Origin of the sequence: Roseibium sp. MMSF_3544 (assembly GCF_030732845.1) — a bacterium.
Classification (GTDB): Bacteria; Pseudomonadota; Alphaproteobacteria; order Rhizobiales; family Stappiaceae; genus Roseibium.
Map to the genome: position 1 here is coordinate 189,183 of NZ_JASHKA010000010.1, position 25,240 is coordinate 214,422.

Genomic DNA, 25,240 nt, shown 5'->3' on the forward strand with positions numbered 1-25,240 from the left:
AGCGGAAAGAAAAGCTGATTGTTGATTGAATTTCGTGAAGTTTCGCTTTATTTTCGTTTTGCTGAGAATTTGCTTTTCATTTCGAGTTGGAGAGACGCCAATGTCGGCGGATTACGACCTGTTGGTTGTTGGTGGGGGCATTAACGGAGCGGGGATCGCAAGGGACGCGGTCGGACGCGGGGCATCTGTTCTGCTTGCGGAGATGGGAGATCTGGCCGGAGCCACATCCTCCGCCTCGACCAAGCTGATCCACGGCGGACTGCGCTACCTTGAATATTACGAGTTCGATCTGGTTCGAAAGGCGCTGAAGGAGCGGGAAGTCCTCTGGCACATGGCGCCGCACATTGCCTGGCCGCTGCGTTTCATCTTGCCGCACCACAAGGATCTGCGTCCGGCCTGGCTGCTGCGTCTGGGGCTGTTCATGTATGACCACCTCGGCGGACGCAAACTGCTTCCGGCCACCAAGACGGTGCGGCTAGATCAGGCTCCATATTCACAGGGCCTAAAGAAGCTCTTCCACAAAGGATTTGAATATTCTGACTGCTGGGTCGACGACGCACGCCTCGTTGTCCTCAATGCGCGCGATGCGGCTGATCGCGGTGCCGAAATTCTGACGCGTACGAAATGTGTCAGCGCAAGGCGCGACGGGGACAAATGGTCCGTCGTCCTGAGGGACCTGGCGTCCGGCGAAGAAAAAACAGTCACGGCAAGCGTGCTCGTCAACGCGGCCGGTCCGTGGGTCGCCGATTTCCTGCATGGCGTCGTCGGCGAGAACGACACGTCCGGCATTCGCCTGGTCAAGGGCAGCCACGTTATCGTACCGCGCCAGTTCGATCACGACCGCTGTTTCATCTTCCAGAATGGCGACGGCAGGATCGTTTTCGCAATTCCCTACGAGCAGGACTTCACGCTGATCGGCACGACTGACGTGGACTACAAGGACGACCTTGGCAACGTTCGGATTTCGGATGACGAAATCGCATATCTCTGCGCGGCTGCAAGCGAATACCTTGAAAAGAAAATCACGCCGGAGGACGTCATTCACACCTATTCGGGTGTCCGGCCTCTCTATGATGATGGGGCCAAGGATGCCAAGGCGGCAACCAGGGACTATGTTCTGGAACTTGACGGCGGGGATGGCTCTCCGGCTGTCCTTTCCGTCTTCGGCGGCAAGATTACGACATACCGCAAGCTTGCCGAGCAAGTGCTTGCGAAGCTGGAAAACCTCCTGCCGTTCAAGAAAGGACTGTGGACAGATAGCGAGCCGCTGCCCGGTGGTGACTTCAAAGTCGATGCGTTCGATTCAGAGGTTTCAAATCTTGAGCGGGACTATCCATACGTGGAGAAAGGTTTCGCAACACGGCTGATCCGTCTTTACGGCACCGATGCCCGGCGGATACTCGGCGATGCCAAGTCACTCGAGGATCTCGGCCAGGCTTTCGGTCACAACCTTTATGAAGCCGAGGTCAAGTGGTTGATGAGCCGGGAATGGGCCAGAACCGCAGAAGACGTGCTGTGGCGAAGAACAAAACTGGGCCTGCGGCTGACCAGCGAAGAAGCCGCTAATCTGGACAGCTACATGTCCAGCCACCTTGCGGACCAGACTGGCGCTGCTGCATAGTTCCAACAACTTTCTGACTTGCCGGACCCTCCGGCGGTCTTCTTAGATAAACAAATAAAATGGGAGGAGCGCCATGGCCGGATGTGTTTTGGCGATAGACCAGGGCACAACGTCAAGCCGTGCCATCGTTTTCGATGACGGCTTCAGCCCCATCAGCACAGGCCAGCAGGAATTTCCGCAGCACTTTCCGAAATCGGGATGGGTGGAACATTCGCCGTCGGACATCTGGACAAGCACACTCCGGGTTTGTCGCGAAGCCATGGAAAAAGCGCCTGACAGCGGTGCAGCCGTCGCGGCGATCGGAATCACAAACCAGCGGGAAACCACGCTTATCTGGGATCGGGCCAGCGGTGAGCCGATTTACAATGCAATTGTCTGGCAGGACCGGCGTACGTCTGATTTCTGCGCAGGATTGCGCGAGCAGGGGCACGAGGAAACCTTTACATCCAAGACCGGCCTGCTGCTCGATCCCTATTTTTCCGGGACCAAGATCGCCTGGCTTTTGAACAATGTTGAAGGCGCACGTGAGCGGGCCGAACGCGGGGAACTCGTCTTCGGCACGGTTGACACCTGGCTTATCTGGCAACTGACCGGCGGCAAGGTTCATGCGACGGATGCTACCAACGCCGCGCGAACGCTGATCTACAACATTCATGAGAACCGCTGGGACGACGAGCTGTGCCGCCTGCTCAACATTCCCATGAGCCTGCTTCCCGAGGTCAAGGACAGCGCCGATGATTTCGGGACGACCGAGACGGAATTCTTCGGCAGGCCGCTTCCGATCCTGGGTGTTGCCGGCGATCAGCAGGCAGCCACCGTCGGTCAGGCCTGCTTTGAGCCGGGCATGGTCAAATCGACATATGGCACCGGCTGCTTTGCGCTGATGAACACAGGTGCGACAGCAGTTCGGTCGAACAACCGCATGCTGACGACGATCGCCTATCGCCTGAACGGCAAAACCACATACGCTCTCGAAGGATCAATCTTCGTTGCGGGCGCTGCGGTGCAGTGGCTGCGGGACGGTCTCGGATTGATCGAAAGCGCCGGTGATACGCAGGCACTTGCCGAACAGGCCGACCCGAATCACGACGTCTATCTTGTGCCGGCCTTTGTCGGATTGGGAGCACCCTATTGGGATGCCGACGCGCGCGGTGCCATGTTCGGTCTGACCCGAAACACTGGCCCCAAGGAAATTGCAAGATCCGTTCTTCAAAGTGTCGGTTACCAGACCAGCGATCTTGTTGACGCGATGCAGGCGGACTGGCCGGACGCTGAAAAACCGGTCCTTCGAGTGGATGGCGGGATGACGGCATCTGACTGGACGATGCAGTTTCTCGCGGACATTCTGGGTGCACCTGTCGACCGTCCGACAGTCGCTGAAACAACTGCTCTCGGAGCGGCCTGGCTGGCCGGTTCGAAGGCCGGAATCTGGCCCGGCAAAGCGGCGTTTTCAGCCGAATGGAAACTGGAAAGACGGTTCGAGCCGCAACTCGCTGAAGAGCATCGACAGCGATTGCTTGCCGGCTGGCAGGATGCCGTCAATCGCACGCGTACCACGCAGGATTGAACAGTTCCATGGCTCTCGCGAAAGTGAGAGCCTTTTTTATTTCAAGTGCTTAGACCATTTGGTCAAAATTTCTTCGATTGGTATGCGTTTTCAACGCAATCGATACAACATGACAAAAAATTACGGCAGCATCGCTTACCTAGCAAAAATATTTCAAAATCGGGGTAAAATTAGAAAGATGTTGGTGGTTGATTTTCCACCAAAAAAACGCCTTAGTTTGCGCTGGCTCGGGCTCAACTCCTTTGCACACTTCAATGATGCAAGGCCCTTGCTCTTCATCAAAGGGGAGAACAGTTTGATGAATTTTCAAAAAACCTTGAAGGCAACCCTTCTTGGCGCCAGCCTCGCCGTGATCGCGGCTACCGGCGCATCCGCAAAAACTCTGGTTTATTGCTCCGAGGGGTCGCCTGAAGGCTTCGACACGGCGCTTTATACTGCCGGAACCACATTCGATGCGTCCTCCAAGCCGCTCTACAACCGGCTTGTCGAGTTCAAGCGCGGCACGACGGAAGTGCTTCCGGGCCTGGCAGAAAGCTGGGAAGTGTCCGAAGACGGTTTGGAATACACTTTCAACCTGCGCAAAGGCGTGAAGTTCCACACCACGAGCTTCTTCACACCGACTCGCGACTTCAATGCCGACGACGTGGTCTTCTCCTTCGAGCGCCAGCTCAAGAAGGATCATCCGTGGCACGAATACACGCCGGGCACTGCCTGGGAATATTTCAACGGCATGTCTATGCCGGACCTGATCAAGGAAATCGTCAAAGTTGACGATCACACGGTCAAGTTCGTGCTGAACCGTCCGGAAGCGCCGATGATCGCCAACCTGGCGATGGATTTTGCGTCCGTCGTGTCCGCTGAATATGCAGACAAGCTGGCGGAAGCCGGCACCAAGGAGCAGTTCAACCAGCAGCCGGTCGGCACAGGTCCGTTCTCTTTCGTGGGCTATCAGAAAGACGCCGTGATCCGCTATGCCGCACACCCGGACTACTGGAACGGCAAGGAAAAGATCGACAACCTGATCTTCGCCATCACGCCGGATGCAGCTGTTCGCCTGCAGAAGCTGAAGGCCGGTGAATGTCACGTCATGCCGTACCCGGCACCGGCGGACATTGCCGACATCCGTTCCGACAGCAACCTGACGCTGATGGAACAGCAGGGCCTGAACGTCGGTTACCTTGCCTACAACACCAAGGTTGCGCCGTTCGACAAGAAGGAAGTCCGCAAGGCGCTCAACCACGCGGTCAACAAGCAGGCGATCCTCGATGCCGTCTTCCAGGGCTCCGGCCAGGCGGCGAAGAACCCGATCCCGCCGACCATGTGGTCCTATAACGACGCCATCGAGGACGACGACTACAACCCGGAACTGGCAAAGGAAATGCTGGCAGCCGCCGGTGTTGAAAACCTGTCCATGAAAGTCTGGGCAATGCCGGTGCAGCGCCCGTACAACCCGAATGCCCGCCGCATGGCGGAAGTCATTCAGGCTGACTTTGCGAAGGTCGGTGTCAACGTCGAGATCGTTTCCTACGAGTGGGGTGAGTATCTCTCCCGCTCCAAGGATGTCGACCGTGACGGTGCCGTCCTGCTCGGCTGGACCGGTGACAATGGCGACCCGGACAACTTCCTGGCCGTTCTGCTCGGCTGTGACGGTGTCGGTGGTTCCAACCGCGCACAGTGGTGCAACGACGACTTCGAGGCTCTGATCCAAAAGGCCAAAACCGTGACCGACAAGGCCGAGCGTACCGATCTCTATGAGCAGGCGCAGGCTGTCTTCAAGGAAGAAGCCCCCTGGGCAACGATCGCGCACTCCGTCGTCTTCATGCCGATGTCCTCCAAGGTCACCGGCTACGTGATGGACCCACTCGGTGGCCACTGGTTTGACGGTGTGGACATCGCGGAGTAAACCCGCTTGAAATTAAGAGGCGTCGGCAGCAATGCCGGCGCCTCAAACATATTGACCGGCGGATGCTCTCATAGTCTGTGACGGTATCCGCTGGTTCTTCGTATCTGGAACCTGACATGCTCCGCTTTCTTCTAGGCCGCCTCGGCCTGTTGATCCCGACATTTTTCGGTGTCACGCTCGTCGCCTTCTCCTTCATACGCCTGCTGCCCGGCGACCCGCTGGATCTACTGGCTGGTGAGCGCGGAATCGACCCGGAGCGCAAGGCGGAGCTCATGGCCCAGATGGGCTTCGACAAGCCGCTCTGGCAGCAATATATCGACTATGTCATTGGCATCTTTCAGGGTGACCTCGGCACATCCTTTGCCTCCAAGAAGCCCGTCCTTGACGAGTTCATGACGCTATTTCCGGCGACTGCGGAGCTGGCCTTGTGCGCGATCATCCTGGCCGTCTGCCTCGGTATCCCGGCGGGGATCTTCGCCGCCGTCAAGCGCGGTTCCATCGCAGACCAGGCCATCATGGGGACGGCGCTTGTCGGGTACTCCATGCCCATCTTCTGGTGGGGGCTGCTGCTTATCATTTTCTTTTCGGGCATCCTGCAATGGACACCCGTATCCGGCAGGATCTCGCTGCTCTATTTCTTCCCGCAGGTCACCGGCTTCATGCTGATCGACAGTCTTCTGTCAGGAGAAAAAGGCGCCTTCCTGTCCGCGGTCCGGCATCTGATCCTGCCGTCGATCGTGCTCGCGACCATTCCGCTAGCCGTGATTGCCCGCCAGACGCGTTCAGCCATGCTGGAAGTTCTTGGTGAAGACTACGTCCGCACGGCTAGAGCCAAGGGCCTGCCGCCGCGCTCGGTGATCGGGCTGCACGCGCTTCGCAACGCCCTCATTCCGGTGATCACCACGATCGGTCTCCAGGTGGGTGTCCTGCTTGCCGGCGCGATCCTGACCGAAACGATTTTCTCCTGGCCCGGCATCGGCAAGTGGCTCGTCGACAGTATCGCGCGGCGCGACTATTTCGTCGTTCAGGGTGGTCTCCTGCTGATTGCCGGGATCATCATGCTGGTAAATCTGATCGTCGACGTTCTCTACGGTCTGATCAATCCGCGTATCCGTCACACCTGAGCCGAGGGCAATAATATGACTGAGACCTCCCCGGCCACCAAGGCCGATACAGCCAAACTGGAAGAGGAAAGCCGCAGCGCCGCAAAAGCGCGGCTCGCCGAGTTCTGGTACTATTTTTCGCAGAACAAGGGCGCGGTCGTCGGCCTCGTCGTGTTTGTTCTTCTTGTATTGATGGCCGTCTTCGCTTCGTTGATCGCGCCGCATAATCCGGATGTTCAGTATCGCGACAGCTTCCTCGTGCCACCGGTCTGGCAAGAAGGCGGCAAGACCGAGTTCCTTCTCGGCACCGACGCGGTCGGCAGAGACATCCTCTCTCGCCTGATCTACGGCGCGCAGTTCTCGCTGTTCATCGGTGTCGTCGTCGTCACCATTGCACTCGTTGGCGGTATCACGATCGGGCTTGTTGCCGGGTACATGCGTGGCGCGGTCGATACGTTCATCATGCGCGTGATGGATATCATCCTGGCGTTTCCCTCGCTGCTGCTTGCCCTGGTGCTCGTTGCCATTCTGGGGCCGGGCCTGATCAACGCCATGATCGCGATTGCGATCGTCCTGCAACCGCACTTCGTTCGCCTGACGCGTGCGGCGGTTCTGGCGGAACGCTCGCGGGACTATGTGGTGGCGGCGCGCGTTGCCGGTGCAGGCCATTTCCGGCTGATGTTCAAGACCATCCTGCCGAACTGCCTGGCACCGCTGATCGTTCAGGCGACGCTTTCCTTCTCCAACGCCATTCTGGATGCCGCCGCGCTTGGCTTCCTCGGGATGGGGGCACAACCACCGACGCCGGAATGGGGAACAATGCTTGCCGAGGCGCGGGAATTCATCCTGCGCGCCTGGTGGGTCGTGACCTTCCCCGGCCTTGCCATTCTGATCACGGTGCTCGCGATCAATCTTGTTGGCGACGGGTTGCGTGATGCACTCGATCCGAAACTGAAGAGGAGCTAGAACATGTCTCTTCTTGAAATCAGAAATCTGAAGGTCGAGTTCGACACCGCGAAGGGACCGTTCAAGGCTCTGGACGGCGTCGACTACACCGTTGACCCGGGCGAGGTGCTGGCCATCGTCGGTGAATCGGGGTCCGGCAAGTCCGTTGCGATGCTTGCGATGATGGGGCTTCTGCCGAACACGGCGACCATCACTGCCGACACCATGACGTTCGAGGGCCTTGATCTTCAGAACCTTACGGCGAAAGACAGGCGCAAGGTCATCGGCAAGGATATATCGATGATATTCCAGGAGCCGATCGCAAGTCTCAATCCGTGCTTTACGGTTGGTTTCCAGCTTGGCGAAACTCTGAAGACCCACACCGACCTCAAGGGAAGACAGATCAAGGACAAGGTCGTCGACCTGATGACCTCCGTCGGCATTCCCGATCCCGCCGGACGGCTCAATGCGTTTCCGCACCAGATGTCGGGCGGCCAGTGCCAGCGCGTGATGATTGCCATGGCGATCGCGTGTTCGCCCAAGCTGCTGATTGCCGACGAGCCGACAACCGCGCTTGACGTGACCATCCAGAAACAGATCCTCGATCTTCTGGTCAAGCTGCAGCAGGACAGCGGCATGGGTCTCATCATGATCACCCACGACATGGGTGTGGTAGCGGAGACCGCCGACCGTGTGATTGTTCAATACAAGGGCCGCAAGATGGAGGAGGCCGATGTGCTGTCCCTCTTTGAAAGCCCGCAAAATCCCTACACCAAGGCACTGCTCTCGGCGCTGCCTGAAAACGCGACCGGCGACAGGCTGCCGACCGTGAGCGACTTCGCCGAAGCGGGAGGGTTCTGATATGTCCGAAGATGTGATCCTGAAGGTTCGCGACGTCTACAGGACGTATGACATCAAGGGCGGGCTCTTCAAAAAGGCATCGACGCTGACGGCGGTCAAGGGTGTCAGCCTGGATGTGGAACGCGGGACGACGCTCGCCGTTGTCGGCGAAAGCGGCTGCGGCAAGTCCACGCTCGCCCGCATGCTGACAATGATTGATGCGCAGACGTCCGGCACGATCGAGATTGACGGCTTGCCGATAGACATTTCCAAGACGGGTATCTCCAAGGAAATGCGGCAGACGGTGCAGATCGTCTTCCAGAATCCTTATGGCTCGTTGAACCCGCGTCAGAAGATCGGCCACGTTCTGGAAGAGCCGCTGCTTCTGAACACGGATATGCCGCCGGCCGAGCGGCAGGATCTGGCGCTGCAGATGTTGCAGAAGGTCGGGCTTCAGCCGGAGCATTACGGGCGCTATCCGCATATGTTCTCCGGCGGTCAGCGTCAGCGCATCGCGATTGCGCGCGCGATCATGATGAAGCCGAAGCTCCTGGTGCTGGATGAACCGGTTTCAGCGTTGGACCTGTCAGTCCAGGCGCAGATCCTGAATCTTCTGGCCGACCTGCAGGACGAGATGGGGCTGACCTACGTCTTCATCTCGCATGATCTTTCCGTTGTGCGTTATATCGCTGACAAGGTCATGGTGATGTATTTCGGCGAAGTGGTTGAGTACGGCACGCGTGACGATGTTTTCAACAATCCGCAGCACGAGTATACCAAGACGCTGTTTGCGGCGACGCCGCGCGCGGATGTCGACAGCATCAGGAAGCGCCTGGCCGCCAAGGCTGCCTGAGTGCGGTGACCCGAAAGCACATGTCCTGCACCAGGAATATGCGTTAGGCTTCCGGGGGATCTCCCGGGGGCTGCATGAATCTGATCACCGAACAAAATCGCAAATGGTGGCTGCTCGGCGCTGTCAGCTGCGTGCTCGGGCTCGTGCTTCTTGACGAAACCGTCGTCGGCATCGCTCTACCCTCTATCCAGAAAACGTTCGGGCTTTCGAACAATACCGCTCACTGGATCGTCAACGCCTATCTCCTGACGCTGGCCTGTTTCGTCGCGGTTGGCGGCAAGCTGGGCGACCTGTTCGGTGTTCTGCGCATGTTTCTTCTCGGGCTCGGCAGCTTCGGTGTCTTCTCCGTTATTTGCGGATTTGCGCCAACAGGAGAGGTCCTCATCATAGCGCGGGCGCTCCAGGGGCTCGGCGCTGCGGTCATGTTTCCGCTGTTCATGGCAATGGTGACCATGACCTTTCCGAAAGAGCAGCACGGCACCGCGCTTGCAGTTTCCGGGTCAGTCGGGACGATTTTCCTGTCGCTCGGTCCGCTGGTTGGGGGGCTCTTTACCGACTTGCTGACATGGCGCTGGATTTTCTGGATCAATCCCTTTCTCGTGGTCGGCATAGGGTTCGTCGTCACGATGACATGGCGCGACGTCGAGCACCCGCCCGGACGCCGTATCGACTGGACCGGGCTGGTGCTGATCGCGAGCGGAATGTTCTGTCTGGTATTTGCACTCATGGAGGCCGACGACTGGGGATGGCACAGTCTGGCGACATGGCTGTTTCTGGTGCTGGGATTTGTCCTGCTGGGTATTTTCTGCTGGTACGAGACGACGATTGCGACACCTCTGATCAAAGTTGATCTGTTTGCAAATCCGGTATTTTCAGCAAGCAATGTGAACCTGTTCATGGCGCAATACGCGAAAATGCCGATCTTTGTCTTTGTCGCCCTTTATGCCCAGACGGAGCTGAAACTGAGTGCCATTGCCGCCGGGCTCCTGGTCATGCTGACGCCGATCCCGCAACCGTTTGTGGCAGCTTATTGCGGCCGCCTGGTGGGAAAGGTCCATCCGCGCAAGCTCGCCTTTTTCGGTCTCGTGCTTTTGTTTTCCTGCCTGCTGTGGCTCTTTTTCACCACGCCGCTGAACAATGCTTTCATCTTTGCGCCTGGTCTTCTGGTTGCCGGTGCCGCGTTCCCGTTTCTGTTCGTCCCGAGCAGAGCGGCGATCATGGGGTCGCTGCCGGAATACAAACACGGGCAGGGAAGCGGCATCGCCATGGCATCCCAGATGATCGGCGGGACGGTCGGCCTTTCGGCCTCGAGCGCTGCGTTTGCCGTTGCCGGATACCAGGGAGTGCTGGGTCTTGCAGCGCTTCTGATCGCACTCGCATTTGTCTACGCCCTGTTCGCCTACCGCGAAGTCTGACGTTCCAGCACGGAAGATTTCACTCTCGTGTGCATTGCATTATTCGTTAATTCGAGTATTCTCGAATTATGGAAAAAGAAGATGCATTGCACGCCTTGGCGGCGCTCGGTCAGGAAACGCGCCTCGACGTTTTTCGCCTCCTGGTGAAAGCGGGAAAAGAAGGCATGACCGCCGGCGCAATAGCAGATGCTCTCAATGTGCGCCCGAATACCCTGTCGACCCACTTGGCCGCCCTGTCGCGTTCCGGTCTTGCAAAGGCTGAACGCGACGGGCGTTCCATCCATTACAGCGCGGATCTGACCACGATGCAGTACCTGGTGACCTATCTCCTGCAGGATTGCTGCGGCGGAAATCCGGATCTGTGCGCGCCGATCGCCAACTTGGCGTCCGGCAAAAAGTCAAAAGCCGAAGTTCATTGAAGCTTCAAGCGGGGGCAATCAGACAATGCGTAATGTCTTAGTCTTATGCACGGCGAATTCGGCCCGGTCCGTTTTGGGGGAGGCGCTGTTTCGCCACCTGGGACAGGGCAAATTCGCCAGTTTTTCTGCAGGGTCCACTCCCAGGGGAGCGGTCAATCCCGATGCCCTGTCCTGCCTGGAACGGCGGGGCCTGCCAACCGAAGGCTTCCGGTCCAAGAGTTGGGAAGAATTCGCAGGTGTTGATGCACCGAAAATGGATCTCATCGTCACGGTTTGCGACAACGCCGCCGGCGAGGCCTGCCCTGTATGGCCGGGGCACCCCATGGTCGTGCACTGGGGCATTCCGGATCCGGCGTCGTTGGAAGGCGACGAGGCCACGCGCGGAGAAGCATTCGATCTGGCCTACGACAGACTGGAGCGCCGGATCAACGGCATGCTGGCGCTTGGCGATGACGTATTTGGTGCCGAAGACGGCAAAACCAGGCTGGCGGCCATCGGCGCCATTGCCGACTAAACAGGAATAAATTCATGTCAGACTTCAGCATGTCCCGGCGCCTTGTGGCCGAGGCGCTCGGAACCGCGATGCTTGTCGGCACGGTTGTCGGATCCGGTATCATGGCCGACCGGTTGTCGGACGATGTTGCCGTTTCGCTTTTGGGGAATACGATCCCGACCGGTGCGATCCTGGTGGTTCTGATCACCATACTCGGGCCTATCTCCGGGGCTCACTTCAATCCGGCCGTCACCTTCGTTTTCTGGCTGAAACGCAATCTCAGTTTCACGGTCGGCGTGAGCTACATCATCGCGCAGATTCTCGGCGGCATATGCGGTTCGCTGATTGCGCACGTGATGTTCGAACTGCCAGTCCTGCAGGCGTCGACAACCGTACGTACCGGGGCAGGTCAATGGGTGGCTGAAGTGGTTGCGACCTTCGGATTGCTTGCTGCCATTCTGGCCGGTATCCGGTTCCGGGAATCGGCGGTGCCCTGGCTGGTCGGGCTCTACATCACCGCCGCCTACTGGTTCACCGCGTCGACGTCTTTCGCCAACCCGGCGGTCGCCATTTCCCGGGCCTTCACCGACACGTTTGCCGGCATTCGACCGATCGATCTGCCAGGCTTTATCGTTGCCGAGTTTATCGGAGCTGCCCTGGCGCTCGCGCTCTTTTCCTGGCTGTTGACGTCTGAAAAATCCTCAGACTGAGTGCACCGGGCTCGTCCATTGCCGCCGAGGGTTCACAAGTGCTTTTGCATGAACCAGCGGCGGTGGCCGGGCAATGCCTGGTCCGGCCTGTTCGCCAGAACGCCGAAGTCATTGTAGCCGAGGTCGAGATAGAACTTGTGTGCGGCCTCATTTGACGTGTCCAGCCAGGCGCCGTGGCACCCGAGACGGCGTGCTTCGATCTCGGCCAATTCGACGAGGCGGCTTCCCAGGCCCGACCCCCTGACCGACTCCTCCACCCAAAGCGTCTTGATCAGCAACCAGTGATATGAGGTGCTTGCACGCAGCCCACCGAGCAACCGGGCATTCTCGTCGGTTGCCTTCAGCACAAAATCTTCGTTCAAAGATTGTGTGTTTTCCTTTGCCAGAGACTGAAGCAAGCGGTCTTCGATAGCGTCTGCAATGGCCGCCTTGTCAGCCTCGTTGGCAAACGAGATATCGACATAGGTCATTTCACGTCCGCTGATCAGCTGTTCAACCACAGCATCTTACGAGTGGCGAAGTCACGTCAATACCCGGAAGAGCCGGCCTTATCTTGGACCGCTCAGCAGTGCGGTTGCCTGCCGGCGGAGATAGAGCATCAGGTTTTCAACCTGTTCCATTGCCTCTTGCTCGTCACCGTTGGCGATGGCTTGCATGACTTCCAGGTGGCTCCAGGCAGCCGGGTTGAGATCCGCCCTGCCGAAGTGCCGGTACCAGAACCGCCGGCTTTGGGTCTGCAAGGGCCCCAATGCCTTTGCCGCAAAAGGATTGCATGCAGCCAGTGCGACAACGTCATCGAAAGCTTTGTCGAGACGCAGGTACTCCTCGACATCGGGTATAGAGGCTGCATTGCGCATGTCCTCGGCAATCCGTTCAAGCGTGCGGCGTTCTTCCTGACTGGCAAGCCGTGCAGCGGAGCCGGCAACAAGACGCTCCAGTGCATGCCGCGCATCCAGCACCTTGATGAAATCCGCCGGGTTCATTTCCGCAACAATGACACCAAGGCGCGGGCGGATCGTCAAAAGTCCTTCCAGGCTGAGACGCTGCAGCGCTTCGCGGATCGGCGTTCGCCCAAGGCCGAGGCGCTGCGCCAAGGTTACCTCGGTCAGGGCCTCACCGGGCTTCAGCTTCAGCGTCACGATGGCTTCTTCCAGCTGCCTGTAGGCTTGGGCGGATTGGCTCAGGTCATCTGTCACGCTGCGGGGTGTCCTGTCTACACTAGATGTGTGCTTGATATATCACTTGTCCAAACAAAGAAAGGATCGTTTGTCCCGCGCCTAAACGTCCTTTTTGCCTGGTCTTCAAAGCACATTTGAAAAAGAAACCGGGCTCCGGCTTGAACATGGTTTGCCCACCTGCACTTGAGCGCGGTAACCCAGTGGCGCAGATGGCCGACTTGTGTTGTGCTGCCTGCATCCTACACTGAAGCCGATGATCCCGTATCCAACCCTGTTCTGGTTCGCAGCGCTCTTGTCCGCCATCTGGAATGGCTGGACGTTTGTCAATTACTCAATCGCCTATTCTTTCCATCCGATGGCTGCAATGGGCGACTCGCTTCGGGTGGTCAAAGAAGTCGCCCTTCTCGCGCCGATTCCCATCGCGGTGACACTGTTCCTGCTCTGGCTTTGGCGCCGACCGTTGGCGAACCGGGCTTACATCACCGGTATTGCCCTTATCGTCGCGGCAACATTGCTGCCCTGGTTGCCACGTATCGAGGGCGACTATCGTCAGACTTACTGGCTGGGGGAGACGCGGCACGATATCCCCTGGTACTTCGCCCCCTCAAGCGGCAGCCCGGAACCGGGTGGCGAACTCTTTTGGGTGAGCGTGTCGTTCCCGGAACTTGAGCCGCGATACAAGACGAAAGACAAACTGATCGCGGTCGGGAAGGCTGTGGATTTTGAAAATAGCAATGGCGGCGCAGCGCCCCGGGAACCGTGCATTGAACATCAGACTTACACCCGGTGTGAGTGGCAACACGGTGAGTTTGTGTACATGATCAGCACCCATCCGGAACTGTTTCCGTCGGATGTTTCAGGCTTTATGGCCGCTGTTACTGAACTGCTCGATGGTTTTGAGGTGCGTGAGCCCAGGTAGCATCCGGGCGATTTCAATCGGTTCTCACTTTTCGCGCCTGCCACCCGCTGCGCCGATTAATAGTTTGTTTTTCAATATGGCTGTCGTTGACGATCGTAGTTGAACTCAAACTCGATGCATGGCTTAAGGGAACCACGAAATACAATTTAGAGGTGTGTCTTGAGGTCGGATCTAAATATTTTCTCGCAAGCCTTCGCGGCGATTGCCGCTTGCTGGAAGTATTTTTTCGGATTGGTCGCTGCGATCTTCGTTCTTGAGACCGTTAGCTTGGTGTATGACCTCGGTACCGGACTGTCGATTGGAAGGGCGTTTATCGAAGCGGCCACCATCTTTTATCTCTGTGCGACCTTGCTGGGACTGGATGTAAAATCAAAGGAAACAAGCAGAAAGTATACCGGGATCTTGATCCGCTATGCCTGTCTGTTCTATTTGCCGGTGTTCGTGATCGCCCTGGTTTTCATTTTCAGTATATCGGCGGTAGCTGAAGACAGCGTGCAGGCACGAGACTTTTATCTGGGCGTAATCATGCTGGCTGGAATGTGTGTCGCCTTTCTGTCCATGTATCTGTTCGGAACCGCCTTTCCTGCACATCTGCTGGGTGTCAGCACAGGGATCGGGACCGCCGTCAACAGATCGTTTCGACAAGCAGGTTACATAATTCCCCGACTTCTGTTTGGAAGCGGCCTTATTGCTGCGCTCGGATTTGCGATCCTGATTTTCTTTGAAAACATCGGCATCGGGTCCGATCCGATCACACCTGCAGGAACGCCGAACATACCCGGCGGGCTGGTTTTGCTGATCGCGAAGCTGCTGGTCGGCTACAGCTTTGCGGTTTTCTCGGTGGTTGTCTGCCGGGCGTATCTCAAAGACCTAGAAGAGCGCGGCGAGCTGCCTGCAGCAGAGGCGGACGTTTTCGCATAGGCGTTGTAGGCGCTTCTTTTTCGATTAAAGCCCTGCTTGTCAGTCAGCACATAAATCGCCAAAGCTATTGCTGCGAATGCACAAAGAGATTGCTTGTGACGAACTGTACTTACGACTTCCTGATCGACAAAAACTCGCGGTCTTTAACTGTCGTGACGCCAAGGACCGCAGCAGTTGAAAGCCAGACCCTGCTGAGCAATCAAGATGCACTTGCACAAGAGATAGTCTAAGCCATCTCCGACTGAAGCCGCGGACCAAAACCATCGAACAAAATCGAATAACAATCTGGCGGTCGATCTGGTGAAAGAAAAGAACGCGTTAATCCAAACCTGGGATGTACTCGAAGCCCAAAGAACTTACTGGGTTGTTTATTACATTCTTTCCTGCGGATTGGTTTTGTCTCGCGTTTTCGATGATTTAAGTATTATAAAAGCATTGTTAAACTTAGCATTAGAAATTACGTCTTCCTTTTTTGCGTTTATCGCAATTCAGAATTTGTGTTATTCAAGATATATTTTTAAAATCACAAATTTTCTGAAGTATGCTGTAGTCTATTTCCTGTTTGTCAAAATTCCCTTTGCCTTAGGCTTTGCGAGTGTTGGGGGATTCATAGAAACTTTGCCTACCTATGAAACGGATTGGCGCGTTTTCTTCGTTTTTGTTAGTTTTTACGCAAGTGCTATGCATCTTTTACTAATGGCGGTACTGGGAACCGCGTTGCCAGCTGTCCTGATTAGAACAAAATGGGGAGTTTTTACTTCTGTCTCCAGGTTTTTCAGGCAAATCCGCTATCTGTTTCCACGCATTTTGTTAGGTCTCACTTTCATAGCTTTGATTGCTGGTTTTCAGTTTTTGTTTGCTGAGACAATCGTGTACAGACTGGCGCCGAGAACTGTGTTTGGCAACGTAAACCCAGTTGGTGTTGCTTACGTTCTGAGCTGGCAAGCCATTCGCATCTTTGGGCTAGCCCTCATTGTGGTTGTTGTTTATCGCGCCTTCCTCAAAGACGCGAAAGAGCGCGGCGAGCTGCCTGCAGCTGAGGCGGACGTTTTCGCCTGAAGTCACTTCCGCTTCTTGTTCATCGCCGCCGCCAGCGCTGCTGCCATGGCATTGTTGCCGCCGCCATCACTGGAACCTTTCGGTGCGCCGCCCTTGCTGCCGCGTGGGCCGTTGCCGCCGGGTCCCTGGCCGCCAGGGCCACGGCCACCGGGACCGCGATGTCCCTGGTGGCGCGGCGCCGAGCCCGGTCTGTCCCGCTCCGAGCGCTCTCGCTGGCCCTGATAGTCGGCCTGGGATTTCATGGTCATGGAGATCCGTTTGCGCGGCACGTCCACGTCCAGGATGGTCACCTTGACGATGTCGCCGGCCTTGACCACCTGGTGCGGGTCGTCGACGAAACGGTCGGCTAGCTGGGAGACATGAACAAGACCGTCCTGGTGCACGCCGACATCGACAAAGGCGCCGAAGTTGGTTACGTTGGTGACGGTTCCCTCGAGCTTCATGCCCGGTTTCAGATCCGAGATTTCTTCAACGCCGTCCTGAAGGGCGGCGGTCTTGAATTCCGGGCGCGGGTCACGGCCCGGTTTTTCCAGCTCCGACAGAATGTCCTTCACCGTCGGAAGGCCGAATTTCTCGTCGGTGAATTCCGACGGGTCCAGTCCCTTGAGCACGGAGGCGTCACCCATGAGCTGGCGTACATCGTGCCCGCAGGCTTTCACGATCCGCTTTGCGAGCGGATAGGCTTCCGGGTGCACCGAAGAGGCATCGAGCGGTTCCTTGCCGTCATTGATGCGCAGGAAACCGGCGCAAAGTTCAAATGCCTTTGCTCCCAGTCTCGGCACGTCTTTCAGCTGTGACCGTTTTTCGAAGCGCCCGATGGAATCCCTGTGCTCGACAACCGCTTTCGCGAGACTTTCGGAAAGACCTGATATCCGCGAGAGGAGGGCGGGAGAGGCGGTGTTGAGATCGACACCAACCGCATTCACCGCATCCTCGACAACCGCGTCGAGTGCGCGCGCGAGTTTGGTCTGGTTGACGTCATGCTGGTACTGGCCGACACCGATGGATTTCGGCTCGATCTTGACGAGCTCGGCCAGCGGGTCCTGCAGCCGGCGGGCAATTGATGCGGCGCCGCGCAAAGAGACATCGATGTCCGGCATTTCCTTCGCCGCCAGTTCGGAAGCCGAATAGACAGAAGCGCCTGCTTCGTTGACGATCACCTTCACCGGACGCTGCGCCGGTGGAATGTCGGAGAGCACATCGCCGGCAAGCTTGTCGGTCTCCCGGCTTGCGGTGCCGTTACCGATGGCGATCAGGCCGACCTTGTGTTTCGCAATCAGCGCCAGCAGAGCGGCTCTTGAGCCGGAAATGTCGTTGCGCGGCTGGAACGGGTAGATCGTGGCGGTGTCGACCAGCTTGCCGGTGTCGTCAACGACGGCAACTTTCACCCCGGTGCGGATACCAGGATCAAGACCGAGGGTCGACGTGGCGCCAGCGGGTGCTGCCAGAAGCAGATCCTTCAGGTTCCTGGCAAAGACTTGGATCGCCTCTTCCTCGGCTTTGTCGCGCAAAACACCCATCAGGTCGAGTTCCAGGTGAAGGGCGAGCTTTACCTTCCAGGCAAAACGGGCGACATCCATCAGCCATTTGTCCGCCGGGCGGCCTCGGTCGGCGATCCCATAGGTGTCGGCAACCATTTTTACGGCCGGCAGAACGGGCGAGACGTCATCGGCGTCCACGCTCAGATCGACAGAGAGGATGCCTTCATTCCGTCCCCGGAAAAGCGCAAGGGCGCGGTGGCTCGGGATCTTCGACCATTTTTCAGAATAATCGAAATAGTCGGCGAATTTCGCTCCCTTGTCCGCCATTCCGTCGATCAGCTTCGATTGAACGACACCGCGATCCTCGACATAGCGGCGCAGCCGGCCGACCAGTTCGGCATTTTCCGCAAAGCGTTCCATCAGGATCTGGCGGGCTCCGTCGAGTGCAGCCTTTGTATCGGCTATTCCCTTGCTGTCATCCACGTAACTGCCGGCTTCTGTCTCCGGTGTTCTGGAAGGATCTTCAAGAAGGAGATCCGCAAGCGGCTCAAGACCCGCTTCGCGTGCGATCTGGGCCTTCGTGCGCCGCTTCTTCTTGTACGGCAGGTAGATGTCCTCAAGCTGCGATTTCGTTTCCGCTGCCTGGATGTTCTTGCTCAATCCGTCCGTGAGCTTGCCTTGTTCGTCGATCGATTTGATGATCGCGACACGCCTGTCCTCCAGTTCGCGCAGATAGATCAGCCGTTCTTCAAGTTTGCGCAACTGGCTGTCGTCGAGGCCACCCGTGGCCTCCTTGCGGTACCGGGCGATGAAGGGAACAGTCGATCCTTCATCCAGGAGCTGGACCGCCGCATTCACCTGGCCCGCCTTGCATCCGATTTCGTCTGCGATCCGGTGGGAAATGCGAAGGGCCGTATCCGCCGAATGAGCAAGGTTCGGGGTCGCAGACACAGCGTCGGTGGTCGGGTGGGTGGTCATGAATGCAGATACTCTCAGGCGCGACAGGCTTTCCGGGAAGCAGGATATTCCGTTTCAATTGAGCGTGGAATATGGCGATATCTTTTTCTTTTGTTGCCTGTTTTTCAAGGCCTTATCAGGCTTCAGACTTGAACATTGAATGGTGAAAGACAAAACTCGGGTCAACGCGGGCGTGCGATCATACGCGCCCACCAGCTAATTCCACCAAGGTTCACGGTCAAGCCGATCCGGGTGGCTTCCCACAGTTCCGGTCAGTTTGTCCCGTCCAGGAAGGGAATGGGATCCGAATGATGGGCAATCAGTTTCCAGGCACCCTCTTCCAAACGGAAGACATTTGTGCCTCGAAGGCTCAGAGCGCCTTCGCCGGCATTTGCCAGATGGGTCGCCTCGGCGACATGGTGAACCACGGCAAGTTGCGGCGATTGGGTGACATGGCGTTCGGTGACTTTAATCTCACCCCCCATTTTCAGGCCGCCCTGAAATTCCCAGGAGGGCCGAATGTTCGACCAGCCGACCAGAACCTTGTGGTTCGGACCCATGTAAACCGCATCTTCCGAGTGCGACCACAGGGATAACATCGGCGCAACGTCGCCGGTGAACATTCGGTTCAATGCCTCGAAAAATCCCTCGTCTGCCGAGATCACGTCGTTGACCGTCATGTCCGTGCTCCTTCTTAAAGCCGTAGTGCTGAAAAGGGTAGCAGAGAGATGCCACTGTGCAATGACACGTCGGAGCGTCGTAGGTTGCGGGTATTTGCCGAGGTGAATGTGAACGCGGGGTTGGTTCGGGGACAGCAGAGGCGCCGTCAAATCTTTCGCCTTCGTGGTACAATCTTGTTCAAAAGCGCAATCAATATACACTTTCTGATTGTTTTTTGACTGCATGTTGAACGAACTGCAAAAAAATACGTATCCTGCATTGCGCATTTGACGTTATCCTTTCGCCAAATTGTCATGATCGAGTTAACTGTTTCGCAACCATTGGATCCGCTGGCCGAAGGTGCTGCCAGTTCCGGTCCCACGACGAAGTTGCTAGAGGGAGTGCAGAGGGATGGCACGTGGACGGCCGAGGAAAGTTGACACCAAGGACGCCCTGCAGTCCGTCATGGTTGCCTTCTGGCAAAACGGATATGCCGGCACATCCATGAACGATCTTTCCGACGTGTCCGGTATGGCAAAGCCGGGCCTATACGCCGCATTCGGCGACAAGGAAGCCCTGTTTGAAAAGGCTCTGCTGCATTACTTCGAAACATATGGCGGGCCGGTTTTTGCGCAGCTCCAGGCAGCCGGCAAGCATGTCATCGAGGACTTCCGTGACTTCCTCGGTGCGATCGCGGACCTGACGCTCGACAGAAATACGCCTTCAGGCTGTTTTCTTGTGAACGCCATTGTCGACTGTACTTATGGCTCGGAGCGCCATCAGGAGGTGGTCAACGGATTGCGCGAGTCCCGTTTTGCAGCGATCCGCGAGCGTCTGATCAAGGCGGTGGCTGCCGGTGAAATGTCCGTCGACACCGACATCGACCGCGCTGCCACGTTTCTGGACGGTCAGTTTTCGGCGATCGCGATGCTGGGCCGCAGCGGTATTTCAGAGCCTGACCTGAAGACCTTCATCGAAACGGGGTTGCGCGCGCTGCCGGTCAGTGAACCGGACCGGGTGTTTGACGGCCTTGATCTGAGCACGCCTACCTTACGACAGTGATCCGCTCGGCGGCACGCGTAACAGCGGTGTAGAGCCATCGGCTTTTGTGCTCGCGGAAGGCCCAGCTTTCATCGAACAGAATGACGTCATCCCATTGTGACCCCTGTGCCTTGTGCACCGTCAGGGCGTAACCGTAGTCGAATTCGTCCGCCTTTCGCCGGATCGCGTAAGGGATGCTCTCCGCGCCATCTTCGAACATCGCCGGCAGAACCTTTACCTTGACCGTCGTCCTGGCAATGTCCTCTTCCGACACGACGTCGAAGCGAAGCGTGTTTCCGCGCGGTTGTCGGAGGCGTTTCACCGTCCACAAGCCGCCGTTCAACAGTCCCTTGGTCTTGTCGTTGCGCAGGCAGACGAGCTTGTCTCCGACAGCCGGCATCGGCGTGGAAAAATCCTTCAGTTCCCGGATCCTGCCGTTGTATAGGCGTCGGGTTTTGTTCGTGCCCACCAGAACCTGATCGCTTGAGAGGATCTGGTCCTTGTCGATCTCGCGGCGATGAATAACCCTGCTTTCGCCGAACGTGCCGTAATCGAGCTTGCCGCCGTCCCTGATGGTCATGGACATTCTCACAATCGGATTGTCCTGTGCCTGCCGGTGAACTTCCGTCAGCATCACGTCCGGTTCGGCCTCTGTAAAGTAACCGCCACCCTTGACCGGGGGGAGCTGGGCGGGGTCGCCGAGCACCAGAACGGGTGTGCCAAAGGACAGGAGGTCCTTGCCGAGTTCCTCGTCGACCATGGAACACTCGTCAATGACGATCAGCCTGGCGGTTGCCGCGGCGCTATCCCTCTTGATTGCAAATTGCGGTCCGGCGTCGTCGTCATCGTCGTCCAGCTCCTCTTCTTCCTTGGCCGAGCGTGGACGATAGATCAGCGAATGAATGGTGCCGGCATCCTCGCAGCCTTTCTGGCGCAGGACGTGGGCCGCCTTTCCGGTAAAGGCTCCGAAGCAGACGTCGCCGTCTATGTCTTCCGCCAGATGCCGCGCGAGCGTCGTTTTGCCGGTTCCGGCATAGCCAAACAGGCGGAAGACCTGGCGGTCGCCCCGCTTCAGCCAGGCGGCTGCTTCCTTCAGGGCTTCGTCTTGCTGAGGGGACCAGGTCACCGGATTGCTCCAGAAAATTGCGGACCCGGTTGCTTACCCTGATTTGTCTGATTCCGCCAAGGGAGAATGACGCTGTCGTCTCGTCAATGTTTGCCTTTTGTTCGATAGTCGGGACCGTTTGCCGGGGTTGACGTTGCTCGCTGCGCCGTTCGAAAAAGGCAAAAATCGTGAAAATTTTCACCAAGAGAGGAATTTAATTAACTCACTGCGGAGTTTTTGAAAGTTTGCGGAGTTTGTTCCATACTCTCAAATTGCACATCCGGATTTCTGCAGGCAACCTGTTTCAGGGGTTGCCGGATAGTCCGGTTCTTTCAACAATTTGGAGTGAAATGTGCCGCGCGCTTTTTTTCGCGAGTGGCCGACGCTGGCTCTATTAGTGGCCGCGGCGGCGATGTGGATGCTGTTGATCGGAAATTATTCCGGGCTTAGCCCTTGGATCGTATGCCCGTTGGCGGCGATCGTGGTCACGCTGCAATCGTCACTGCAGCACGAAGTGTTGCACGGACATCCGACACGCAATCCAGCCGTGAACGAAGCGCTGGTCTATTGCTCGCTCGCGCTGTTCATACCTTACCGCCGGTTCAAGTCGTTGCATCTGCGGCACCATAACAATGACCGTCTTACCGACCCTTACGACGACCCGGAAACGTTCTATCTTGCCTGGGCTGACTGGAAGAAGTTGCCGGCAGGTCTGCAGTTTGTCCTCACAATGAACAACACCTTGCTCGGGCGGCTGCTCCTTGGTCCGCTTGTGTCGATGATCGGGTTCCTTGGCGCGGAGATGCGCATGATCGCGGCCGGCGACAAAGCTGTCATGCGTGCCTGGCTGCATCACCTCGTCGGAGCCGTTCCGGTGGTTTGCTACATGACCCTTGTCGGCGGCATGCCGGTCTGGCTTTATCTGCTGTGCGTTTCTTATCCGGCGATGAGCCTCTTGATGCTGCGTACCTATGCCGAGCACCGCGCGCATGAGAATGCGGAGGCAAGATCGATCATTGTGGAGTTCTGTCCGATCTTTTCTTTGCTGTTTTTGAACAACAATCTTCATGTTGTGCACCATGCCCACCCGCGCGCAGCCTGGTATGAGTTGCCAAAAATGTACCGGTCGGCAAAGGAAGACTGGCACCGCCGGAACGAAGGGTATGTCTTTTCCAGCTACCTTCAACTTGCCAGAAGCTATCTGTTCAAGGTCAAGGAGCCGGTTCCACATCCCTTGAAGCGCCGCTCCGCAGATGAGGCTGCGTCTTCTTGAGCCGTCGCATGTTTCATCCGGTCCGCTTGCCGATGTATGACTGGCCGGAGGTTCGTGCTGCGACCGCTGAACTGGAGTTGGCGCTTCAGACCGCGCTGATTGATTGCCTCGACCTGGACCCGGTAAACCTGCAACCATGGCCGGAGGAGTTTGATGCGCCATCCATGTGGGACGAGCCCGGCGTGCTCCTTACCCAGACCTGCGGCTACCCGCTGACACATGGCTTAAGAGGTCTGGTGCGCCTCGTCGGCGTGCCGCATTACGCTGCTGAGGGCTGTATCGGCGGCCGCTATTGCAGTCAGCTTGTTGTTGCGGGCGAAAGCTCTTTCAAGACGCTGGCCGACCTGCGCGGCCAGCGTGCTGCTTACAATGGCAGCGACAGCCAATCCGGCATGAATGCGTTCCGCCACTCTGTCGCGCCGCTGGCCGGTGGTGCGCCGTTTTTCTGCGAAGTTCTGAAGAGCGGCAGTCATCTTCAATCGATGAAAGCGGTCGCTGAGGGCAGAGCGGACATTGCAAGTGTCGACGCTGTGTGCTGGCACCTTGCCAAAAACGAACTGCCGGACCTGACGGCTTCGCTGAGACCAATCGGACAGACGGCTTCGGCGACCGGGTTGCCACTGATCACGTCCCTGCGGTTTTCGCAGGAAGATACGAGCAAAATCGCAGATGCCGTCGAAAGGGTCTTCCATAGCCCGCTCACGGCCGATTGCCGCGACCGGCTTGGCATTTGTGGCTTTTCCCGGCCGACTTTGAACGACTACGCAGATATTCTGCTGATGGAACAGGAAGCCGAACGTCAAGGCTATCCGATCCTGGCATAGCTCTGCCGGCACCTTCGCCAATATCGAATCCGGAACTAAAAAGCTTTCTCAGCTTGCGGCCAAGTTCAAAAGTGTCTCATTTTAAGACATACGTTAACGATATTCTTCTTTGAGCAGGGTCTTTTCTGGTGAATTTGGCTGAAACACTGGCGCAAAGGTTAACGAAGGGTTACGATTCTAGGTAAACCAATAGTTAACAGTGAGTGCGACATGAAAACGGTTTTGAAATCATTGGTTGCCAGCGCCGGTCTCGTAGCTGTTCTGGGCTCTGCAGCCTATGCCGAGAGCGGGACCATCCGTATCATCCATGATGAGCCCTATGGCGCGATCGTCACCAAGGAGGCCGGCGTACTGGTGTTCCGTGGCCTGCCACCGACCCGCAAGGTTGTGGTCAATCCGGAAGGCAAGACACCGCTTGAGTTGAAGGAAACGACGGTTCGGGAGACCAACGTCGTCGTCTTTACCCAGGACGATTACATCCGCGGCCTGGGCGCCAAGGTCATCAGGCTTAGATAAACGGCTCGGGATTGGGCCGTCAGCGTGGACGGCCCATCAACCTGTCGTCATAGGGATAGGTGCTGAGACGCTCAAAGCCCGTCTCGGTGATCAAAAGCTGTTCTTCCAGCTTCACGCCTTCATGGCCACCGTGCCGGCCGACATAACTTTCCACACAGACAACCATGCCCGACTCAAGCGTGCCGTCATAGCCGCCGCTCGCCCAATCCGAAGGATAGGGGACGGCAGGGTATTCATCGCATAGCCCCACCCCATGGAAGAGAACCGAATACCGGTTGGCAAGGTAGTCTTCCGGAAGGCTGGCGCCGTTGTGGGAGAGGTCCCTGAATGACCGCCCGGGCGCGAGGAGCGCGATATTGGCCTCGATCTGCTCATAAGCCATCTGGTAAAGCGAGCGCTGTTCGTTGGTGGGCTGACCGTCGCCGCATAGCCAGGTGCGGGAAATGTCGCAGCACATGCCATAGGGGCCCACAAGATCGGTGTCGAACGCGACCAGATCACCCGCTTCAATTACCCTCGCCGAGGCTTCCTGGAACCAGGGATTTGTGCGCGGACCGGACGCGAGCAGATGCGTCTCGATCCATTCACCGCCCCGGCGGATATTGCCTGCATGAAGCAGAGACCAGAGATCCCACTCGGTCATTCCGGGAACGAGTGCCTCTTCCATCTCGCGCATGGCGGCTTCGCAGGACGCGATAGAGCGGCGCATCGCCTTGATTTCGTCCGGGCACTTGATGGCGCGCGCCAGTTCCATAACCTCTTCGCCGTCATGGAGCGTGATGCCGTGGGCTTCGAGTGCCGTAACGCCTTCGCGCCGGGCCTTGTCAAGCGCAATGCGGTGATTGCCGCCGCCATAGGTCTTGACCAGGTCTGCGAGCTCATCCGCCCATTTGAGAGCGAGTTCATTGGATCGGGGCCCGGACTCGAAGTAGAACCAGGGAATCCCGTGGCGCATTTCGTCTACGAGGAGATTATGGGCCGACAGGTGTTCGCAATTGTGAAAGTCGAAAGCGACGACCGGACCTTCCAGCGCAACAAAGGTGTAGCGAACGGCGTTGTGGGTCGACCAGACCTGCATGTTGGTTGCGTCGGTGGCGTAGCGCACATTGAGCGGGTCGCACAGGATCGCAGCACTCAAATCACGCTTTTCGAGCTGCGCGCGAATGCGGTTTAGCCGGTAGTTGCGGATGGTCTCCAGGTTGGGGGCGTCCAGGCCGAGCGCCGCCCATTCCCCTTCCACGAACTCGCCATAGCCGAGCACGTGACGGTTCAGCGCCGTCGCCTTTTCGCTGGCATAGGCCGACAGCGCCTCGTAGCCTGCACGCTCGCCGGGATGAGCGGGCAGCACTGCCGGCATGATCTTCCGCCTGTGGCGGCCAAAGTGTTCGGTATTCATGAACGCCTACGCCTCCTCCTGCGCCGGCTGAATTTGCAATT

General features: G+C 57.5%; 24 protein-coding genes. 18 read left to right on the forward strand and 6 right to left on the reverse strand.

Annotated features, from left to right (window positions below; translation table 11 throughout):
- Positions 1-100 precede the first annotated feature (100 nt).
- The 11 genes from glpD (at position 101) to RBB47_RS16430 (ending at position 11,869) form a co-directional block, all read left to right on the forward strand.
- Complete coding sequence (gene glpD / locus RBB47_RS16380; RefSeq protein WP_305986922.1) at positions 101-1,621, forward strand: glycerol-3-phosphate dehydrogenase; 1,521 nt, start codon at positions 101-103, stop codon at positions 1,619-1,621.
- A gap of 73 nt (positions 1,622-1,694) precedes the next feature.
- The gene (gene glpK, locus RBB47_RS16385; protein ID WP_305986923.1) at positions 1,695-3,188 is read left to right on the forward strand and encodes a glycerol kinase GlpK; all 1,494 of its coding nucleotides are present in this window, start codon (positions 1,695-1,697) and stop codon (positions 3,186-3,188) included.
- Positions 3,189-3,486: 298 nt separating this feature from the next.
- The gene (locus RBB47_RS16390; protein ID WP_305986924.1) at positions 3,487-5,091 is read left to right on the forward strand and encodes an ABC transporter substrate-binding protein; all 1,605 of its coding nucleotides are present in this window, start codon (positions 3,487-3,489) and stop codon (positions 5,089-5,091) included.
- Positions 5,092-5,207: 116 nt separating this feature from the next.
- Positions 5,208-6,215, forward strand: coding sequence for an ABC transporter permease subunit (locus RBB47_RS16395; protein ID WP_305986925.1), 1,008 nt, complete (start codon positions 5,208-5,210; stop codon positions 6,213-6,215).
- A gap of 15 nt (positions 6,216-6,230) precedes the next feature.
- The gene (locus tag RBB47_RS16400) at positions 6,231-7,160 is read left to right on the forward strand and encodes an ABC transporter permease subunit (protein WP_305986926.1); all 930 of its coding nucleotides are present in this window, start codon (positions 6,231-6,233) and stop codon (positions 7,158-7,160) included.
- A 3-nt stretch (positions 7,161-7,163) separates the two neighbouring features.
- Positions 7,164-8,000, forward strand: a complete 837-nt coding sequence (locus RBB47_RS16405; protein WP_305986927.1) for an ABC transporter ATP-binding protein — start codon at positions 7,164-7,166, stop codon at positions 7,998-8,000.
- Position 8,001: 1 nt separating this feature from the next.
- Positions 8,002-8,832: a dipeptide ABC transporter ATP-binding protein gene (locus tag RBB47_RS16410; protein ID WP_305986928.1), complete on the forward strand. Its 831-nt coding sequence runs from the start codon at positions 8,002-8,004 to the stop codon at positions 8,830-8,832.
- Between the two features lie 74 nt (positions 8,833-8,906).
- A complete protein-coding gene (locus tag RBB47_RS16415) occupies positions 8,907-10,247 on the forward strand; it encodes an MFS transporter (protein ID WP_305986929.1) in 1,341 nt (446 codons plus the stop codon).
- 68 nt (positions 10,248-10,315) lie between these two features.
- Positions 10,316-10,666 carry a helix-turn-helix transcriptional regulator gene (locus RBB47_RS16420; protein ID WP_305986930.1) on the forward strand — a complete coding sequence of 117 codons (351 nt, stop codon included), beginning with the start codon at positions 10,316-10,318 and terminating at the stop codon, positions 10,664-10,666.
- Positions 10,667-10,691: 25 nt separating this feature from the next.
- Complete coding sequence (locus RBB47_RS16425; RefSeq protein WP_305986931.1) at positions 10,692-11,180, forward strand: arsenate reductase ArsC; 489 nt, start codon at positions 10,692-10,694, stop codon at positions 11,178-11,180.
- 14 nt (positions 11,181-11,194) lie between these two features.
- Positions 11,195-11,869 (forward strand): MIP/aquaporin family protein, encoded by a 675-nt coding sequence (locus RBB47_RS16430; protein ID WP_305986932.1) that lies wholly within the window; start codon positions 11,195-11,197, stop codon positions 11,867-11,869.
- 32 nt (positions 11,870-11,901) lie between these two features.
- On the opposite strand, the gene RBB47_RS16435 is transcribed toward RBB47_RS16430, so the two are convergent.
- Positions 11,902-12,339, reverse strand: a complete 438-nt coding sequence (locus RBB47_RS16435) for a GNAT family N-acetyltransferase (RefSeq protein ID WP_305986933.1) — start codon at positions 12,337-12,339, stop codon at positions 11,902-11,904.
- 78 nt (positions 12,340-12,417) lie between these two features.
- Complete coding sequence (locus tag RBB47_RS16440) at positions 12,418-13,065, reverse strand: GntR family transcriptional regulator (RefSeq protein WP_305986934.1); 648 nt, start codon at positions 13,063-13,065, stop codon at positions 12,418-12,420.
- Between the two features lie 274 nt (positions 13,066-13,339).
- Here RBB47_RS16440 and RBB47_RS16445 point away from each other — a divergent pair, with 274 nt between their 5' ends.
- The 3 genes from RBB47_RS16445 to RBB47_RS16455 all read left to right on the forward strand — a co-directional run bounded on the left by RBB47_RS16445 (position 13,340) and on the right by RBB47_RS16455 (position 15,946).
- Positions 13,340-13,966, forward strand: a complete 627-nt coding sequence (locus tag RBB47_RS16445; RefSeq protein WP_305986935.1) for a hypothetical protein — start codon at positions 13,340-13,342, stop codon at positions 13,964-13,966.
- A 159-nt stretch (positions 13,967-14,125) separates the two neighbouring features.
- A complete protein-coding gene (locus tag RBB47_RS16450) occupies positions 14,126-14,887 on the forward strand; it encodes a hypothetical protein (RefSeq protein ID WP_305986936.1) in 762 nt (253 codons plus the stop codon).
- Between the two features lie 300 nt (positions 14,888-15,187).
- Entirely contained in the window at positions 15,188-15,946 is a 759-nt protein-coding gene (locus RBB47_RS16455; protein WP_305986937.1) for a hypothetical protein, read from the forward strand.
- Positions 15,947-15,948: 2 nt separating this feature from the next.
- Here RBB47_RS16455 and RBB47_RS16460 read toward each other — a convergent pair whose 3' ends face one another.
- A complete protein-coding gene (locus RBB47_RS16460; protein WP_305986938.1) occupies positions 15,949-18,405 on the reverse strand; it encodes a Tex family protein in 2,457 nt (818 codons plus the stop codon).
- 251 nt (positions 18,406-18,656) lie between these two features.
- On the reverse strand, positions 18,657-19,064 hold the full coding sequence (locus tag RBB47_RS16465; protein ID WP_305986939.1) for a nuclear transport factor 2 family protein: 408 nt from the start codon (positions 19,062-19,064) through the stop codon (positions 18,657-18,659).
- Positions 19,065-19,455: 391 nt separating this feature from the next.
- On the opposite strand from RBB47_RS16465, the gene RBB47_RS16470 reads away from it, so the two are divergent.
- Positions 19,456-20,106 carry a TetR/AcrR family transcriptional regulator gene (locus RBB47_RS16470; RefSeq protein WP_305986940.1) on the forward strand — a complete coding sequence of 217 codons (651 nt, stop codon included), beginning with the start codon at positions 19,456-19,458 and terminating at the stop codon, positions 20,104-20,106.
- Here the strand turns inward: RBB47_RS16470 and RBB47_RS16475 are convergent.
- Positions 20,090-21,211: an ATP-dependent RecD-like DNA helicase gene (locus tag RBB47_RS16475; protein ID WP_305986941.1), complete on the reverse strand. Its 1,122-nt coding sequence runs from the start codon at positions 21,209-21,211 to the stop codon at positions 20,090-20,092. The genes RBB47_RS16470 and RBB47_RS16475 overlap by 17 nt on opposite strands.
- A gap of 331 nt (positions 21,212-21,542) precedes the next feature.
- Between RBB47_RS16475 and RBB47_RS16480 the strand changes: the two genes are divergently transcribed.
- The 3 genes from RBB47_RS16480 to RBB47_RS16490 all read left to right on the forward strand — a co-directional run bounded on the left by RBB47_RS16480 (position 21,543) and on the right by RBB47_RS16490 (position 23,803).
- On the forward strand, positions 21,543-22,463 hold the full coding sequence (locus RBB47_RS16480) for a fatty acid desaturase (RefSeq protein WP_305986942.1): 921 nt from the start codon (positions 21,543-21,545) through the stop codon (positions 22,461-22,463).
- Positions 22,464-22,471: 8 nt separating this feature from the next.
- A complete protein-coding gene (locus RBB47_RS16485) occupies positions 22,472-23,287 on the forward strand; it encodes a phosphate/phosphite/phosphonate ABC transporter substrate-binding protein (RefSeq protein WP_305986943.1) in 816 nt (271 codons plus the stop codon).
- A 210-nt stretch (positions 23,288-23,497) separates the two neighbouring features.
- Positions 23,498-23,803 (forward strand): hypothetical protein, encoded by a 306-nt coding sequence (locus RBB47_RS16490; protein WP_305986944.1) that lies wholly within the window; start codon positions 23,498-23,500, stop codon positions 23,801-23,803.
- Positions 23,804-23,822: 19 nt separating this feature from the next.
- Here RBB47_RS16490 and RBB47_RS16495 read toward each other — a convergent pair whose 3' ends face one another.
- The gene (locus RBB47_RS16495) at positions 23,823-25,199 is read right to left on the reverse strand and encodes a Xaa-Pro peptidase family protein (RefSeq protein WP_305986945.1); all 1,377 of its coding nucleotides are present in this window, start codon (positions 25,197-25,199) and stop codon (positions 23,823-23,825) included.
- Positions 25,200-25,240 lie beyond the last annotated feature (41 nt).